Genomic DNA, 15330 nt, shown 5'->3' with positions numbered 1-15330 from the left:
GGGGCTGAAAGGGGCCGACGGGGCGAATGTTCAGCGGGCGGGCGAGACCACGGGGTTCCTTCCTTCGTTTTCCGGTCGCCTGCATCACGGCACGATTTCCGTGCCCACCCCGCGGTCGGTGAACAGTTCGAGCAACAGCGAATGCGGCAGACTGGAATCGATGATGTGCGTCTTGCGGATGCCGGCGGCAATCGAATCGACGGCCCCGCGGACCTTCGGCATCATGCCGCCCGCGATAACCCCGCGGTCGATCAGGTGCTGCACTTCGCCGACCGAGAGCGTGGAAATCAGTGAATGCGGATCATCCGGATCGCGCAGCACGCCGGGCACGTCGGTCAGGAACACCAGCTTGCGAGCCGGAAGGGCGCGCGCGACCGCGTTGGCGGCCTCATCGGCGTTGATGTTATAGAGCATGCCGTCCGGCCCGCGGCCGAGCGGGGTGACGACCGGGATGATCTCCGAATTGAGATAGGCCTTGACGGGTTCCGTATCGACTTTGGTCACATTGCCGACATAGCCCCAGTCGAACGTTTCGCCTTCGTGCTCCTCGGTGTGTTTCTGAACCCGGAGGATATCCTCGCCGTGGATGCCCCGTGCCTTGCCCCCGTACCCCTGCAGAATGCGCACCAAATGCGGGTTCACTTCACGGTTGAGCACCTCCTCCACGACGCGGATGACCTGCTCGTCGCTGACGCGCAATCCGCGGACGAACCGGGGCTGGACATGCGCCTCGCGCATCCTGCGCGAGATCGCGGCCCCGCCGCCGTGTACGATCACGGGCCGGAGCCCTACGCACTCCATGAAAGCCACATCCTCCAGGATAGCGCGCACCCCGGCTTCGTTCTCCATGATACTGCCGCCGAACTTGACCACGACGCACTGTCCGCGGAAACGCTGGATGTACGGCAGCGCCTCGATCAGCACATTCGCCTTTTCAATCGCCTGATGCATCAATCTCCGTCCCCGGTTACGTGTTGCGCTCAGACTACCGCCACAAGAGGGGGATCGCAAGAAGAGGAAAGAGCGAAGGTCCACAAAAAGGGCATGAGGGACATGAAGAACATGAAGGTTGGTTGAGGGGGGGGAACATAATTCGTACTCGTACTCGTACGCGGACGGGTACGATATTCCCCCGGGTGTCCCGACGTGGAACTCAGGAAAAAGGGCCACAAAGAGGCCCAGGGGACACAGAAGAGCGTGAGCGGGAAATCCAATCTGTACCCCGCGTCCCGCGAACCCTCACGCGCTACAGGTTGATCCGGACGTATTCGGCCGTAAGGTCGCAGGTATAGATTACGGCGGAGGCGCTGCCGGCCCCGAGATCGATGGACAGGTCGAGGTGGGGGGCTGCGGCGGCGCGCTTCAGCCGGTCCGGGTCGTCGAGGGCCGCGCGGCCCTCGCGTACGGCCGGACAGCCATTGTAATCGATCGTGACCCGCTCCGGATCGAACTCCGCACCGGAATACCCGAGCGCGTCCATGACCCGTCCCCAGTTCGGACGGCCGCCCGCCCAGGCGGTCTTATTGAGCGGCGAGTTGGCCACAGCGCGCGCGGCACGGTCGGCATCGGTCCTGCTGCAGGCCCCGGTCACCGCCACGGTCACCGTGCGGGAAAGGCCCTCTCCGTCGCCGACGATAGCCTTCGCCATCTCCAGCGAGAGGGACTCGAGCCGATCCGCGAAGGCGGCCCAGTCCCCGTGGGTCTCGCGCAGGGGCGCATTACCTGCGGCCCCGTTGGCGAGCAGGAGTACCGTGTCGTTGGTCGACCGGTCGCCGTCGACCGAGATCCGGTTAAAGCTTTGATCGACCGCGGTGCGCAGGGCGGCATTCAGCGCCTCGGGCTCGACCGCGGCGTCGGTGGCGAAGAAGGCGAGCATGGTGGCCATGTCCGGTTCGATCATGCCTGCGCCCTTCGCGACGGCGGTAATCGTGACCGGGCGGCCGTCGACCGCCAGCGTGCACGACCCGTATTTCGGACGCGTGTCGGTGGTCATGATCGCCTGCGCGGTCTCGCGAACGGCGTCCTCGCGAAGACCCTCGCCCAGAGTCGACAGAGCCGGCACGATCTTATCCACGGGCAGGCGCGGGCCTATGGAACCGGTAGAGCTGACGAAGACTTCTTCCGGGGTGCAGCCGGCCGCGGCGGCCGCGGCGGCGGCCATGCATTCGGCGTCCTCGCGTCCTTCGGCTCCCGTACAGGCATTGGCGATCCCGCTGTTGACGACCCAGGCGCGCATAGGGGCCGCCCGGTTGAGTCGCTCGCGGCAGAGGGTGACCGGGGCGGCCTGGACGCGATTGGTCGTGAACACCCCTGCCGCGCTCGCCGGGCGGTCGGATGCGATCAGCGCGAGGTCGGCATGGTCTGCGGCCTTGATACCGCAGCATCCGCTCACGGACCGGAAACCGGCGGGCCAGCGGGGCGGGGACGATGCCGCATTCATAATCGAGCCTCCTCCACACAGCCCCCGAAAAAAACCTCCACGGCGTGGCCGCGGAGGTTTGAATGATCGCCGCAGCGCGGGCCGTCAGCGCTTCGAGAACTGATACTTTTTGCGTGCGCCCGGCTGACCCGGCTTTTTGCGTTCCTTCATGCGCGGGTCACGGGTGAGAAAACCGCCCTTTTTCAATTCGGGTTTCAGCGACTCGTCGGCCGCAACGAGCGCCCGGGCGATGGCATGGGCCGCGGCTCCGGCCTGACCGGACTTTCCGCCGCCCTTTACCTTGAGCGAAATATCATAGGCATCGGCGGTATCGGTGACCTTGAGCGGCGCCATAAGCGCCTCGTGCATCAATACACCGTCGAAAAAATGTTTCGAGTCGTGGCCGTTGACTTCGATGCTCCCTTTGCCCGGGATGAGCTCCGCGCGGGCCACGGCGGTTTTGCGGCGGCCGGTTGCGCTGAAGGAAGTGGTCTGCTGTGCGCTCATGCGTTTCGCTCCTTAAGCCTTGAATTCGACCGCTTCGGGTTGCTGGGCGGCATGGGGATGCTCCGCGCCGGGATAGACCTTAAGCCGGCGGATGATGCTCCGTCCGAGGCGGTTTTTGGGGATCATGCCCCACACCGCGCGGGTGATCATGCGGTCGGGATGGCGCGCGCGCATCCGGCCCGCCGGGGTCTTTTTCAGTCCGCTCGGATATCCCGAGTAATCCTGATACATCTTGGCGGACTCCTTGCGGCCGGTCAGTTTTACCTGCGACGCGTTCGTCACGATCACGAACGCCCCGGTATCCAGATGGGGGGTGAAGGTGGGCCGGTCCTTGCCGCGCAGGCGGTCGGCGATGAACGTCGCCAGACGGCCGAGCGGCTGTCCCGCAGCGTCAATGATGATCCAGCGACGCTGCGCGCCGGTCTCTCTGGGCATGGTGGTCTTCATCGTACAGTTCCCTCTGGGATGCAGTTGCGAAACGGGGAATGTATATAAGCGCCGATGCGGTGTCAACCGGAGGAATGCCACTTTTTTCGGTTCTTCGTGGATTATTCGTCCCAGACGCCTTTGCGTATCTTCAGCAGGTCGGATTCGAAGGGGTCGGACTCCGACGACAGTTCCGGTGCCCTGCGGAGTTCCGAAAAGATTCTGCTCCGCTTCGGGGCCTCCGGCCGGCGGAATTCGTTGCCGCGCCCCGGCTCCGTCCTCATTTCCTGACGCCCGGAAAGGTCGGGTTCAAGCGATGACGACCGGAACCTGCGGTCCTGACTTTGGCCCGCAGCCGACTGCGGACTGCGGTCTCCGGTCAGGCTCCCGCGATCAGGTTCCCGCGCCGCCGTGAAGGAGAAGTCGCCTCCGCTCCGCGTCGCATCCATGGGGGTCAGTGCTCCGAAGCTGGATGCCGACGTATCGCGTTCGGCCGCGGAAGCGTCACGACCCGGCGTGCCGACCCCGGTCCCGTAAAGCTGCTCGCGCGTCCGTTCCATTGAGATGGCGGTGCGCCAACCCTCGGTCCAGTCCGACATCGATTTGACCGCCACCGGACGTGTCGCGCTCCGCTCTCCCTCTTCCGGGGCCTTCAGCCACTCGGAGGGCGCCTTGCCCACCATGAAGCGATTGGTCGAGGGAAGCGGCGGTCCCGCCTCCTGCGGAGTCTCCGGATCCTCTGTCCGAGCCCCGATCAGCCCCGGACTGCGCCGGTGCTGCAGCGCGCCGAAACGGTTGGTCCTCGTAAAGAGGCGGTTGGTCGGCGAATAGGCGCTTTTTTCGTCCTCACCGGGATAGCCGTCGCGCTGACGCTTCATCTCCCCGTACAGCCAGCCCCATCCGTCATCGCCCTGTGAAGCGGAGGAAGCCCCGTTGGTCCGGCCCAGCACGGCATCGACCAGCCAGCCGGAATCCTTCTCCGGCTTTTCGCGACGCACCATGACCGGCGCGCCCTGCACCCCCGCGCGGCCGCCCTCCAGGGCTTCGCCCTTGAGTCCCGAGTCCGCGGCGCGCCCGGGCGGGAGCTGTTTCAGGAGTTCCGGGTCATAGGGAAGGTCCGGCATATCGCCGGGCGCCTCGTCCCCGACCTCCTCGCCGGCGCGGCCAAACCTCCGCCGGATGCGCTCCATGCGCTCGGGATCGACAGAACTTTTTTCCTTCGCCTCCTCCTGCGCCTCTCCGGCGACGGAGCAGAGCGACGCCAGAACAGCGCACGCCGCAGCCAGAATGTGTGCCCGTCTTTTCATCTCACCCGTAATAGTACATCCGGGCGCGGTTTGCGTTCAATCGGCGAATTGATTTGTCTTCACCCGCGCGCCCTCCTACCATTGCGGGCCGCTTGTCCGGAGGGGATCCGGACCGCTTCGCGGACTGGAAATCCCGCATAACGTCAAAGGAGTTGCCTGATGGAAAACCTCGTCATTCTCGGAACCGGCAGCGCCGGCCTCACGGCGGCCGTCTACGCGGCGCGGGCGGACCTCGAGCCCGTGGTCGTGGAGGGGGATCAGCCCGGCGGTCAGCTCACCACCACCACGGAAGTGGAGAACTATCCCGGATTTCCCGAAGCCATCGACGGCTCCGAACTGATGCAGAGGATGCATCAGCAGGCCGAACGGTTCGGCACCCGCTTCGTCATGGCTTCGGCGAAGGATTCGGATTTCTCCGGGGACACGAAAAAGGTCGTGCTGACCAACGGCGAGACCCTTGAGGCCACGGCCGTCATTATCGCCACCGGGGCGCGCGCGAAATATCTCGGACTGGACTCCGAGCAGAAGCTCATCGGCCGCGGCGTCTCCGCCTGCGCAACGTGCGACGGCGCCTTTTTCCGTGACGTGCCCGTGGCCGTGGTCGGAGGCGGCGACACCGCCATGGAGGAAGCAACGTTTCTGACCAAATTCGCCTCGAAGGTTTATGTGGTCCACCGGCGCGACGAACTGCGCGCCTCGAAGATCATGGCCGACCGGGCGTCCGCGAACGATAAGATCGAATTCATCTGGAACTCCGTCGTCGAGGAGGTTCTCGGCGTGGACGAAAACCGGGTCACCGGCGTACAGCTCAGGGACCGGGAAAAGGACGAGGTCCGCCGACTCGAGGTCGAGGGACTCTTCCTCGCGATCGGACACAAGCCCAACACGGATGCCTTCAGGGGTCAGCTGGAGATGGATGGCAAAGGATACCTGCACGCCGACGGCACCCGTACCCATGTCGACGGCGTCTTCGCCGCGGGTGACGTACAGGACGCCGTCTACCGCCAGGCGGTCACCGCGGCCGGGAGCGGCTGCATGGCGGCACTGGAGGCCGAGCGCTACATCGAGGCGAACCGCGAATGAGTCGATCGGCACACTCCGTGGCCGGCGAGTGGGCGAGCTACCGCCGCCTGCTGGCCTATGCGCGTCCCTACCGCTGGCGCCTCGCGCTCGGCATTCTCTGCGGCATGCTCTTCGGGAGTTCGACCACCGCACTGCTGCCGCTGATCGAGTCCTCGCTGGAGCGCACGTCGAGCCCTTCCGACTACTCGCTGCCCGCGCTGCTCGGCATGCTCCTTCTGTTCCCGACGCTCGCGATCCTACGTGGGGCAGGCTACTTCCTGAGCAAGTATTTTGTCCAATGGGTCGGCCTGCGCGTGGTCATGGACCTCCGCAATGACCTCTTCCGTCACCTGCACAACCTCCCCATGCTGTTCTTCAACCGAAGCCGGGCGGGAGACCTGATTTCACGCGTAAACAGTGATACCGGTCTGATTCAGCAACTCGTCTCCCATGTAGTGGGCGACCTCTGCCGCGAACCCTTCGTCCTGGTCGGCGCGGCGGGATTCCTGGTCTACCGCGATCCGCTGCTCGCGCTCTTCGTGCTGATCCTCTTCCCGATCTGCGTGCTCCCCGTCGTCGTGCTCGGCCGCAAGGTCCGAAAGAGCGCGAAGCAGGGCCAGCAGAAGCTGGGCGACCTGACCTCCGTGCTTCAGGAATCGATCTGGGGCGCGCAGATCGTCAAGGCCTTCAGCATGGAGGAGCAGGAGCTCGCCCGCTTCGCGGGCCACAACAGGCAGATTTTCAAGCGGCTGATGCGCATCACCCGCGCCCGGGCCATGCTCGATCCGATCATGGTCACCTTCTCCGCCGTCGGACTCTCACTGGTCATGCTCTACGCCTACTACACCGGCATGTCCACCGAAGGTCTGGTCGCGTTCGCCTCGGGCATCCTCGTCATGTACCGGCCCGCGCGCAATCTCAGCCGGATCCACATGCGCGTCCAGCGCAGCGCCGCCGGGGCCGACCGTATCTTTGAAATCCTCGATACCGAAGCAACGGTCGCCGACCGCCCCGATGCGGTCGATCTCGAGAGCCCGATCCGGGATATCCGCTTCGATCACGTCACCTTCTCCTACGGCGAGGAGGACATCCTGAAGGACGTCACGCTCGAGGTGAAGGCCGGCGACTGCGTGGCGCTCGTGGGCAGCTCGGGCGCGGGCAAAACCACCCTGGTCAACCTCCTGCCCCGCTTCTTCGACGTCACCGGCGGAGGGGTGAAGATCAACGGCCGTGACCTGCGCGAATACCGGATCGCCTCGCTCCGGCGCCATATGGGCCTGGTCACCCAGAACACGATCCTGTTCAACGAGACCGTCCACAACAACATCGCCTACGGCTGCGCCGACGCAACCCGGGAAGCGGTAGTCGACGCCGCCCGCCGCGCCAACGCCCACGTCTTCATCGAGCAGATGGGCCAGGCGTACGACACCGTGATCGGCGAGCAGGGAACCCGCCTCTCCGGAGGCCAGGCCCAGCGCATCGCCATCGCCCGCGCCCTCCTCCGCAACCCGCCGATCCTGATTCTCGACGAAGCGACCAGCGCGCTGGACACCGAGTCCGAACGCCTGGTCCAGGAGGCGCTCGACGAACTGATGAGCGGACGCACCGTGTTCGTCATCGCCCACCGCCTCTCAACCATCCAGCACGCGGACAAGATCGTCGTGCTCGAGCGCGGACAGATCGCGGAAATCGGCACCCACGGCGAACTCATCGGCCGCGACGGCCTCTACCGCTACTTTCACGACATGCAGTTCGGGCAGGAGCGGGGCTAGGCGGAACGGAGAGGCATCGGAATCGTCCCCGTCGATATTCGTTGCGTCATAAATGCATCTTGACTGGCCAACCAATACTTACCACCATGTAAGGAAAACATGAGAAGTAAGGAGGTTGTGCATGGTAACGGCGACTTTGACGAGCAAGGGGCAACTCACTGTTCCCAAGGCGGTCCGGGATTCTCTCCATCTCCACACCGGCGACCGCATTGCATTCATTGTCCACGGCGATGCAGAAGCTGTACTGAAGCCGGTGACGAAGTCCGTGGATGAGGTGTTTGGGCGGCTTCACAGCCCCGGGCAACGGCGAAAGAGCGTAGAGGAGATGAACGCGGCCGTGGCGAAACGAATGCGGGAGCGAAAGGGATGATCGCGGTTGATACGAACGTCATTGTACGATTCCTTGTCCGGGACGATGAAAGACAGGCAGAAGCCGTCCGCAAGCGCCTCAAGCAGGCGGAAGATCGACGTGAACGCCTGAGAATCCCGTTGCTTGTCGTCCTGGAAACTATCTGGGTTCTGGAAAGCGCGTATGAAAAGACGAGATCCGAAATACTGGGTTCCATTGAAGACATGCGACAGATGCCCGTATTTGAGTTCGAGGCCGATCGCGTTATCGAGGGTCTCCTGAATGACGGGCCGAAATACCATGCAGAGCTGGCGGATATCGTCATTGGCCACGCGGCCGAGGCCTCTGGATGCGATGCGGGTATCACCTTCGACAGGAAGGCCACCAAACTTCCCTTCTTCAGCATCTTGAAATGACCGGGGGCTCAACCCGCTTAAAGGCCTCGTCGTTGAGCGGATACCGGCTGCCCGGTCGGGTCCACTCCCTCCCAGTCTTACCCCGTCTTTCCCTGTTCGGCGGCGAAAACGCCTTTTTTCTTCGATTTCAGTTCAAAGGTCTGCCCCACATTTTTTCTTCAGCTCTTCAAGCCGAGGGGGTGGTTGTTCCGGAAGCGTCAGGTTGAGCTGGTGCAGCAGAAGCTGAAGGTCTTTCTCCGGTTGCGTGTAGCGCGGCAGGATCAGGGTGCGCCCGTCGGTCGTGGGCAGGTGCACATCGATCATCTGCACGGCTTTGAACTTTTCCAGGATGGCGCGGGGGGTCAAGCCCGGGGCCCTGGCTTTGGCCCGCTGTTTCAGCGTGACTTGCAGAGCGTAGCTCAAAAATGACACGAAGATGTGCGCTTCGATCCGCTCATCCTTCTGGTGATACACCGGGCGGATATCCAGATCATTCTTCAGCTCCTTGAAGGCCTGCTCGACCTCGTTCAGGACCATGTATTGCTTCCACAGCTCTTCGGGCTGTTCGGCCGCCAGATTGGTGCGCAACAGGTAGGTGCCTTCACCTCGACGGGCTTTACGCAGTTTTTTGCGGTTCAGCCGGAAGTGAAAGCTCTCCGGCGTAACGGCCTCGCGGGGTTGGGGAAGGCGGAGGTCCACCAGACCCCAGGCTTTGCCCGCTTCCTGTTTGGCGGCACCCAGTTTCAGCAAAAGTTCGTCGCGCTTGAGGTTTTTCATGCCCCCCAGTTGATGCAGGCGCTTCCAGAGCTTCTTGAGTTTGCGCTGTCGCATGGAGCGCTCTTTATCGCAGCGACTTCCGCTGCGGGTGAGGACGTAAAGATCCTCCCCGTCGCGGGCCAGCTTGACCTCGATCTGCTCCTGCACCTGCCTCCACGGTTGACCGAAGAGCTGGTCCTCGAGCTTGCTGAGCCGCCCGCGCGGCGTGCCCACCAGATAGCTCGCGCCTTCTGCTCGCATCTGTTCGAGCGCGTCCTCGGTCGGGATGCCCCGGTCCATGATCCAGAGCCGGTTCATCTTCCCGTACTGCGCCTCGATCCTGCGCAGGAAGTCCGGCAGGGTCGTTTTATCCGAGGTGTTCCCGGGCATCACCTCGTAGGCGACCGGAAAGCCCTCGGGCGTGACGATCAGCGCAATGACCACCTGCACGCAGTCGGATCGCTTGTCCCGACTGTAGCCGAACTTGCGCAGCCCTTCGCGTTCGGGCACGTCGCATTCAAAATAGGTGCTGGTCAGGTCATAAAGCAGCACCTCGTAGGAAGCGTCGAACAACAGGCGCCACTGTGTCTTTAGAAACGAAAACAGATCGGCTTTGTGTTCACCGAGTTTATCGAGACAGCGGTAGAGCGTGTTTTTGGCCGCGATGGACTCATCTTCGCCGAGCAGGTCCGCCATGGCACTGGCCTTAAACCAGTCGCGGTGCAGCCGCCACTCGCTGCCCGGATCGAGCAGACGATAGGTCACCAGCGTTTTGAGCACGTGGAGCCAGCCGGTGCCCTTGCGGCTCGCGGGAAGACGGGGGCTCCAGAAACGGTCCAGATCCAGCTCGTTCCACAACTCCATGGCCAGCCAGCATCCGCCCCACTGACGCGGATGATGCAAGCTCAGCCGGGAAAGCCGGATCCGAACGGGATGGGACACCTCCGGCGGCGGCGTGCGGTCTTCCGGGAACAGGCTTATCTGTCGAACCGAATCGGTCGATTCATCCAGCACGTCGAGTGCCGAGCACCATTGAGCCTTCTGGCTGTCGTTGAGTTCGCCCAGATAGAGCAGCGGACGCTTCATGACGCCGCGCCGGGTCCGCACACTTTCAACGATGCTCCAGTAGCGGTGCTCTTTGCCGTCTTTGCGTCGCCTGTGGCACTTCAAATACACAACCCGATTTTTTCACAGAAAATCAAGTCGTCAACCGGCAAGGTCTGCCCCACAGCCCCTTTTGGAACGTGACCCCTTGAAAACAAAGGACGAAACGGAGGTCACACCCCCGAAAAAAGACGTTTGGGCCGCCGAACGGGGAAAGACGGGTTACTCTGACTCTGACTCCGACTCCGACTCTGACTCTGACTCTGACTCTGACTCCAACTCTGACTCTGACCCTGCCTCTCCCCGATTCCCTCCCCGCCCCTCCGTGTCTTGCATTTCCGCGCTGAACCTGATTCACTCGCCCCTTCTTAACCATCATTTTGCCGGCGTATCGACCGGGTAAAGGAGACGGACATGGCGGAAGTGGATTACGGTTTGACCGAAGAACAGCAGGAGATCCGATCGATCATGCGCGAGTTCGCCGAGGAGCGCGTGGTTCCCGTGCGCGCCGAACTCGACGAGAAGGAAGCGTTTCCGACGGAGCTGCTCAAAGAACTGGCGCAGATGGACATGATGGGGCTCTACATTCCCGAAGAGTACGGCGGGTTCGGCGGACCGGGGCTCAACTTCATCCTCGCGATCGAGGAACTCAGCCGTGCCTGCATCGGCGTTTCCGTCTCTTTCGCCGCCAACGGCCTCGGCGCCGACCCGATCCTTATCGGGGCTTCGGATGAGCAGAAGAAAAAATTCCTCCCGCCGCTCGCCTCCGGCGAGAAACTCGCCGCGTTCGGCCTGACCGAACCCAACGCGGGAAGCGATGTCAGCGCCATCGCCACCACCGCGGAGAAGAAAGGCGACAAATACGTCCTGAACGGCACCAAGCAGTGGATCACCAACGGCGGCGAAGCGGATATCTACACGGTCTTCGCCGTCACCGACCGCAGCAAGGGGCCCCGCGGCGTATCCTGTTTCGTCGTCGAAAAGGACACCCCGGGATTCACCTTCGGCAAGAAGGAAAACAAGCTGGGCATTCGCGCCTCGGCCACCCGCGAACTGATCTTCGAGGACTGCGAGGTCCCCGCCGAAAACCTGATCGGACGCGAAGGCTCGGGTTTCCTGCTGGCGATGAAGACCTTTGACATCTCCCGCCCCGGCATCGCCATCCAGGGCGTCGGCCTGGCCCAGGGCGCGCTCGACGAGGCGATGAAGTACACGCGCGAGCGCCACCAGTTCGGAAAGCCCGTGATCGCCAATCAGGGCCTGCAGTGGATGGCGGCGGATATGGCCACCCGGATCGAGGCGGCCCGCGCGCTGGTCTATTCGGTCTCGCGCACGATCGACAGCGGTGCGAAAAACGTCTCCAAACTCTCCGCCATGTGCAAGGTCTATGCCACGGACGTCTGCATGGACATCACGACCGACTGTGTCCAGATGCTCGGCGGTTACGGCTTCATGCGCGAATACCCGGTCGAGAAGATGATGCGCGACGCCAAGATCCTCCAGATCTACGAGGGCACCAACCAGATCCAGCGCGACATCATCGGCGGGGCGCTGATCAAGGAATACGCATCGACGTAGGCGGCGGGCATACCGCCGGGCTCCGAAGGGATGCGCGGTTCGTAAACGCTCCGGCATGCTTTGTGCACGGGTCCCGTCTCCGGGATCCGCCGCAGGCGTCGCATGCTTTCGTGCCCCCCGGGGGCCGCGGGGATCGGCACCTACCGGTTCATCCACGCCGAAGGCAGAGGTGCGTCCTCTTTCCAGACTTTCAGCAGCGGATCCCCGGTCTCCTCCATCTGCCGCATGAGGAGACGGCGCAGGGTCTCGATCTTCTCCCGGTGTTCGGGATCATCGATACGGTTGTGCAGACAATCCGGGTCGCTGCGCAGGTCGTAGAACTCCTCGGGGGCGCGGCGGGCGATGAACCGGACGCGCTCTGCAACCTCCGGATCGGTCTTCGCGGCCTCGAGCATCGACGGCCAGGCCATCGGCTTGAGCGCGTCGTAATTTCCGTTGTAGCGCAGCGGCTGTCCCTGCGCATTCTCCCGTCCCGGCCAGGCGTTATAGATGTAGATGAACTCGCGTGTCTGCACGGCGCGCATCGGAAAGACCTGTATTCCGGGGAGCGCGTAATTGTACGAGGTGAAGACCCGGGAACGTCCCGCCTGCGGATCTCCTTTGAGCACCGGCAGCACGCTCTTCCCGTCCAGTCCCTCCACCGGCGGCAGTCCCAGTCCGTCCAGCAGTGTGGGCATGAGATCGATCACGGACACCATGGTGTCCCCGACGACCGTCCCCGGCTTCGTCACGCCCGGCCAGTCGATCAGCAGCGGAATGCGTGTGCTGTAGGGATAGATGTTCTGTTTTGACGTGGGCAGCGCCATCCCCTGATCGCCGAAACAGATCACGATCGTGTGGCGCCGCGCCCCTGCTTCTTCGATCGCCTGGAGCATCCGTCCCACGGCCAGGTCGGCGCGATGCAGACACTCGTAGTAGTCCGCCAGATCGACCCGCACCCCGGGCAGATCGGGCAGATAACCCGGCACGGGGACCTCGAGCGGCGAATACTGTCGCGGGCAGGGACGCAGCGGATCAAGCTCGAGCCCCGAACGCGACTCCATCCTGCGAAGGTGTTCGACTTCGGTGACGTGGCCGGGCCAGGGACGGTGTGGATCGCTGGTGTTCAGGTGCAGGAAAAACGGCTTCTCCGCCTTCTTCGCCTCGGCGATAAGTTCTTTCGTGCCCCGATAGAATCCCTCGGGCGAACGCCACATGCCCCAGTATCCGTCATCCGGCTCCCATTGGTCGGCGCTCAGACGGTGCCGGTCCCAGTCAAAGGCCTCTGCCGGAACGTAGTTCCCTTCCTTCCCGACCAGGGCGGTGAAGTATCCGGCCTTTTTCAATTCCGCGGCGAGGGTGGTGACTCCCGGTTTGAGCGGGTCGGCGTGGCCTGTGTTGCCGTTCGTCTGCGGGTATCGCCCGGTCATGAGCGACAGCCGGCTCGGCTGGCAGGTCGGCGAGGTGGTATGCGCGTGTTCGAAACGCGCCCCCTTCGCCGCGAGCCGATCCATGTGCGGCGTCACCCCCTCCAGCGGATTGCCGAAACAGCCCAGCGAAGCCGCGTCGTTGTCGTCGGTGGTGATGATCACCACGTTCATGCGCGGTGCGGATTGGGCCCAGGCCCCCACGCTCACAAGCGCGGCTGAACACAGGGCGGCTTTTAACAGATCTCTGCGAGGTGCTCCGAGGGTCATGACGGCGTCTCCTTGTTTTCAGCACATCCGCGTCCGGTCATGTGTAACAGGCTGCAAGCAGATCGGACAGTTTCCCTTCGGCCAGGCCGATGCAGCGGTCGGCCGCGCCGTAGTAGATCTTCACGGTCTCCCCGTCCTCCTCCAGCAGCGCGTTGCAGGTAAACACCGTCGTACCCGAACGGCCGACGTCCTCGTAGCCATGTTCCGGCCACAGCACGCAGTTTCGTCCGCGTGCGATCACCTTCGAGGGGTCCTCGAGGTCGAGCAGGCAGACCCCGAGGCGATAGATAAAGCCGTTACAGGTCTTCTCCACCCCGTGATAGATCTCCAGCCAGCCTTGCGGTGTACGGATCGGCACGGCACCGGCGCCCACTTTCTGGGCATCCCAGAATTCCCCGGGGCGTACCTGGAGCACGGGTTTCGTTCTTCCCCAGAACACGAGGTCCGGTGAATAGCTGATCCAGATATTCGCAGGGTCGACGTGCGGATTCCCCATGGGACGGTCGAGCCGGGCGTAGAGGCCTCCGATTTTCTCGGGAAAGAGTACGCCGTTGCGGTTGTTCAGTTCGCTGCAGTTCGGGTGTCGCTCGAAGTGCACGAAATCCCGGGTCGAAACGAGACCCGTGCGCACGCCCAGCCGATCGTTCCGCGCGGCAAACATGATATACCAGCTGTCGCCGATCTTCGTGATCCTCGGATCATACCGGTTCTGCTCCTCGAAATCGGGATCGGAGGGGGGCCAGTCGACCGGCTGGTCATCCACGGTGAACGCATAGCCGTCGCGGCTGCGCGCCAGCCGGAAGTGATAGCACGCGGAAAGGTCGGCCACATCCATCAGCAGCAGGTACTCTCCGTTCAGTTTGATCGCACCGGGATTGAACACCTGCATCGCCCCGCCGCCCGGAACGTCGGCCGGGCTCACAACGGGATTCCCCTCATATTTATTCAGTAGTCTCGTCACCTTTGCTCCTCCCTGATCATATTCATCAGTGCATTGCGATTGAAATCCTCCACGATGAGATGCGTCCCGATTCCGGAATGGATCTCTCGCTGGCGGCGGGCTTCGGGCGGGAGCCGGCTGATGCACAGGGCCCCCATCTCCACGCCGGCGGCGATTTCGCTCCGCCCGTCGCCGACGACCAGGAGTTCTTCGCCCGGAATGTCCAGTCGTTGCGCCAGCTCGCTCATCACGCCCGGTTTCGGCTTCTTCTCGTCCCACCTCGAGCCGTAGAGGTCCTCCACGAGTCCGCCCGGCCCTACGGACAGGCCCAGGGTTACGGCCTCTTCATAGATCCCGCCGGCCGGCCGGCCGGACTCGTCATGCCGCACGATCGAGCCGGTCACGAAATAATTCCGGACCCCCGCTTCACGGAGCCGGCTCAGGAAGCGAAGACTTCCCGGAACAAGGTAACGCCGGGGGTCCCGTCTGGCCTCCGCCAGGTTTCCGTCCCGGCAGGCTCTGTAGAGCACGCGCTCGTACAGCCGGAACAGGGCCGGGGCCTGCCGGGCTATACAGGCGCGCCGGTCCTCGCGGCACTCCAGCTCGCCATACTCTTCCTCGCCCGCCCAGATGCGCCGCACGATTTCCGCGTTGGCTTCATCGTCCCAGCCCGCCTCGCCCGCCACGCCCTCCTGGAACGCGCGCCGCAGCGCCCATTCCATCTGCGTCAGCGCGGAGAGCCCCGCCGATTCCACGCAGAACCGGTCCGTCTCCGCCGTGCGCAGGGCGTCCATGCAGCCCGCCATCATGCGCTCCGCCTCGTCCGGCGCGTCGGGAAGGCCCTCACGGATCACACGGGAAAGCACGGCGCTCATCACCGGCTCCCATGCACGGATCAGCGAATGGGTGCCGTCGATATCGTGAAACGCCGCCCGGATCCGCCGTTCACCGAACGGGCGCAGCAGCGACATCCCGGGCTCTTCTCCGGTAAACACTGCGGAAGTCAGCCGGGCCATATCCGTTCCCTCCCTCCTGCTTC

At 63.6% G+C, this 15330-nt stretch carries 14 protein-coding genes; 5 read left to right on the top strand and 9 right to left on the bottom strand.

The features are described from left to right. Window positions 1-84: 84 nt before the first annotated feature. The 5 genes from argB to L21SP4_RS02135 all read right to left on the bottom strand — a co-directional run bounded on the left by argB (window position 85) and on the right by L21SP4_RS02135 (window position 4659). Window positions 85-951, bottom strand: a complete 867-nt coding sequence (gene argB, locus L21SP4_RS02155; protein ID WP_052881125.1) for an acetylglutamate kinase — start codon at window positions 949-951, stop codon at window positions 85-87. A 295-nt stretch (window positions 952-1246) separates the two neighbouring features. Beyond that, on the bottom strand, window positions 1247-2440 hold the full coding sequence (argJ, locus tag L21SP4_RS02150) for a bifunctional glutamate N-acetyltransferase/amino-acid acetyltransferase ArgJ (RefSeq protein WP_052881124.1): 1194 nt from the start codon (window positions 2438-2440) through the stop codon (window positions 1247-1249). A gap of 84 nt (window positions 2441-2524) precedes the next feature. Beyond that, window positions 2525-2926, bottom strand: a complete 402-nt coding sequence (gene rpsI / locus L21SP4_RS02145; RefSeq protein ID WP_052881123.1) for a 30S ribosomal protein S9 — start codon at window positions 2924-2926, stop codon at window positions 2525-2527. A 12-nt stretch (window positions 2927-2938) separates the two neighbouring features. Continuing rightward, complete coding sequence (gene rplM, locus L21SP4_RS02140) at window positions 2939-3373, bottom strand: 50S ribosomal protein L13 (RefSeq protein ID WP_052881122.1); 435 nt, start codon at window positions 3371-3373, stop codon at window positions 2939-2941. 101 nt (window positions 3374-3474) lie between these two features. Continuing rightward, a complete protein-coding gene (locus tag L21SP4_RS02135; protein WP_052881121.1) occupies window positions 3475-4659 on the bottom strand; it encodes a hypothetical protein in 1185 nt (394 codons plus the stop codon). A 159-nt stretch (window positions 4660-4818) separates the two neighbouring features. Between L21SP4_RS02135 and trxB the strand changes: the two genes are divergently transcribed. The 4 genes from trxB to L21SP4_RS02115 all read left to right on the top strand — a co-directional run bounded on the left by trxB (window position 4819) and on the right by L21SP4_RS02115 (window position 8258). Further along, a complete protein-coding gene (trxB, locus tag L21SP4_RS02130) occupies window positions 4819-5742 on the top strand; it encodes a thioredoxin-disulfide reductase (RefSeq protein ID WP_052881120.1) in 924 nt (307 codons plus the stop codon). Then, window positions 5739-7493: an ABC transporter ATP-binding protein gene (locus L21SP4_RS02125; protein ID WP_074041342.1), complete on the top strand. Its 1755-nt coding sequence runs from the start codon at window positions 5739-5741 to the stop codon at window positions 7491-7493. The genes trxB and L21SP4_RS02125 overlap by 4 nt, the downstream gene beginning before the upstream one ends. A gap of 121 nt (window positions 7494-7614) precedes the next feature. Continuing rightward, the gene (locus L21SP4_RS02120) at window positions 7615-7863 is read left to right on the top strand and encodes an AbrB/MazE/SpoVT family DNA-binding domain-containing protein (protein ID WP_052881118.1); all 249 of its coding nucleotides are present in this window, start codon (window positions 7615-7617) and stop codon (window positions 7861-7863) included. Continuing rightward, window positions 7860-8258 (top strand): PIN domain-containing protein, encoded by a 399-nt coding sequence (locus L21SP4_RS02115; protein WP_052881117.1) that lies wholly within the window; start codon window positions 7860-7862, stop codon window positions 8256-8258. Before L21SP4_RS02120 ends, L21SP4_RS02115 begins: the two co-directional genes overlap by 4 nt. Before the next feature lie 132 nt (window positions 8259-8390). On the opposite strand, the gene L21SP4_RS02110 is transcribed toward L21SP4_RS02115, so the two are convergent. Then, window positions 8391-10169, bottom strand: a complete 1779-nt coding sequence (locus L21SP4_RS02110) for an IS1634 family transposase (RefSeq protein ID WP_052881116.1) — start codon at window positions 10167-10169, stop codon at window positions 8391-8393. A 351-nt stretch (window positions 10170-10520) separates the two neighbouring features. Here L21SP4_RS02110 and L21SP4_RS02105 point away from each other — a divergent pair, with 351 nt between their 5' ends. Then, window positions 10521-11675 carry an acyl-CoA dehydrogenase family protein gene (locus L21SP4_RS02105; protein WP_052882934.1) on the top strand — a complete coding sequence of 385 codons (1155 nt, stop codon included), beginning with the start codon at window positions 10521-10523 and terminating at the stop codon, window positions 11673-11675. 140 nt (window positions 11676-11815) lie between these two features. Here the strand turns inward: L21SP4_RS02105 and L21SP4_RS02100 are convergent, their stop codons facing one another. The 3 genes from L21SP4_RS02100 to L21SP4_RS02090 are packed head-to-tail and all read right to left on the bottom strand — an operon-like array spanning window position 11816 to window position 15307. After that, window positions 11816-13351: a sulfatase family protein gene (locus tag L21SP4_RS02100; RefSeq protein WP_082116457.1), complete on the bottom strand. Its 1536-nt coding sequence runs from the start codon at window positions 13349-13351 to the stop codon at window positions 11816-11818. Between the two features lie 37 nt (window positions 13352-13388). Beyond that, entirely contained in the window at window positions 13389-14312 is a 924-nt protein-coding gene (locus L21SP4_RS02095; RefSeq protein WP_052881114.1) for a glycoside hydrolase family 130 protein, read from the bottom strand. Beyond that, on the bottom strand, window positions 14309-15307 hold the full coding sequence (locus tag L21SP4_RS02090; protein ID WP_052881113.1) for an HAD family hydrolase: 999 nt from the start codon (window positions 15305-15307) through the stop codon (window positions 14309-14311). The genes L21SP4_RS02095 and L21SP4_RS02090 overlap by 4 nt, the downstream gene beginning before the upstream one ends. Between the last annotated feature and the right edge of the window lie 23 nt (window positions 15308-15330).

It is taken from the genome of Kiritimatiella glycovorans (assembly GCF_001017655.1).
Classification (GTDB): Bacteria; Verrucomicrobiota; Kiritimatiellia; order Kiritimatiellales; family Kiritimatiellaceae; genus Kiritimatiella; species Kiritimatiella glycovorans.
The sequence above is the reverse complement of the archived record's forward strand: the minus strand, read 5'-3'. Positions and strand labels throughout refer to the sequence as shown.

Excerpts from the sequence above, each read along its gene's own strand:
- trxB (WP_052881120.1), top strand. The coding sequence starts at position 4,819 with ATGGAAAACCTCGTCATTCTCGGAACCGGCAGCGCCGGCCTCACGGCG.
- L21SP4_RS02100 (WP_082116457.1), bottom strand. The coding sequence starts at position 13,351 with ATGACCCTCGGAGCACCTCGCAGAGATCTGTTAAAAGCCGCCCTGTGT.
- L21SP4_RS02125 (WP_074041342.1), top strand. The coding sequence starts at position 5,739 with ATGAGTCGATCGGCACACTCCGTGGCCGGCGAGTGGGCGAGCTACCGC.
- L21SP4_RS02115 (WP_052881117.1), top strand. The coding sequence starts at position 7,860 with ATGATCGCGGTTGATACGAACGTCATTGTACGATTCCTTGTCCGGGAC.
- rpsI (WP_052881123.1), bottom strand. The coding sequence starts at position 2,926 with ATGAGCGCACAGCAGACCACTTCCTTCAGCGCAACCGGCCGCCGCAAA.
- rplM (WP_052881122.1), bottom strand. The coding sequence starts at position 3,373 with ATGAAGACCACCATGCCCAGAGAGACCGGCGCGCAGCGTCGCTGGATC.
- argJ (WP_052881124.1), bottom strand. The coding sequence starts at position 2,440 with ATGAATGCGGCATCGTCCCCGCCCCGCTGGCCCGCCGGTTTCCGGTCC.
- L21SP4_RS02120 (WP_052881118.1), top strand. The coding sequence starts at position 7,615 with ATGGTAACGGCGACTTTGACGAGCAAGGGGCAACTCACTGTTCCCAAG.
- L21SP4_RS02135 (WP_052881121.1), bottom strand. The coding sequence starts at position 4,659 with ATGAAAAGACGGGCACACATTCTGGCTGCGGCGTGCGCTGTTCTGGCG.
- L21SP4_RS02090 (WP_052881113.1), bottom strand. The coding sequence starts at position 15,307 with ATGGCCCGGCTGACTTCCGCAGTGTTTACCGGAGAAGAGCCCGGGATG.
- argB (WP_052881125.1), bottom strand. The coding sequence starts at position 951 with ATGCATCAGGCGATTGAAAAGGCGAATGTGCTGATCGAGGCGCTGCCG.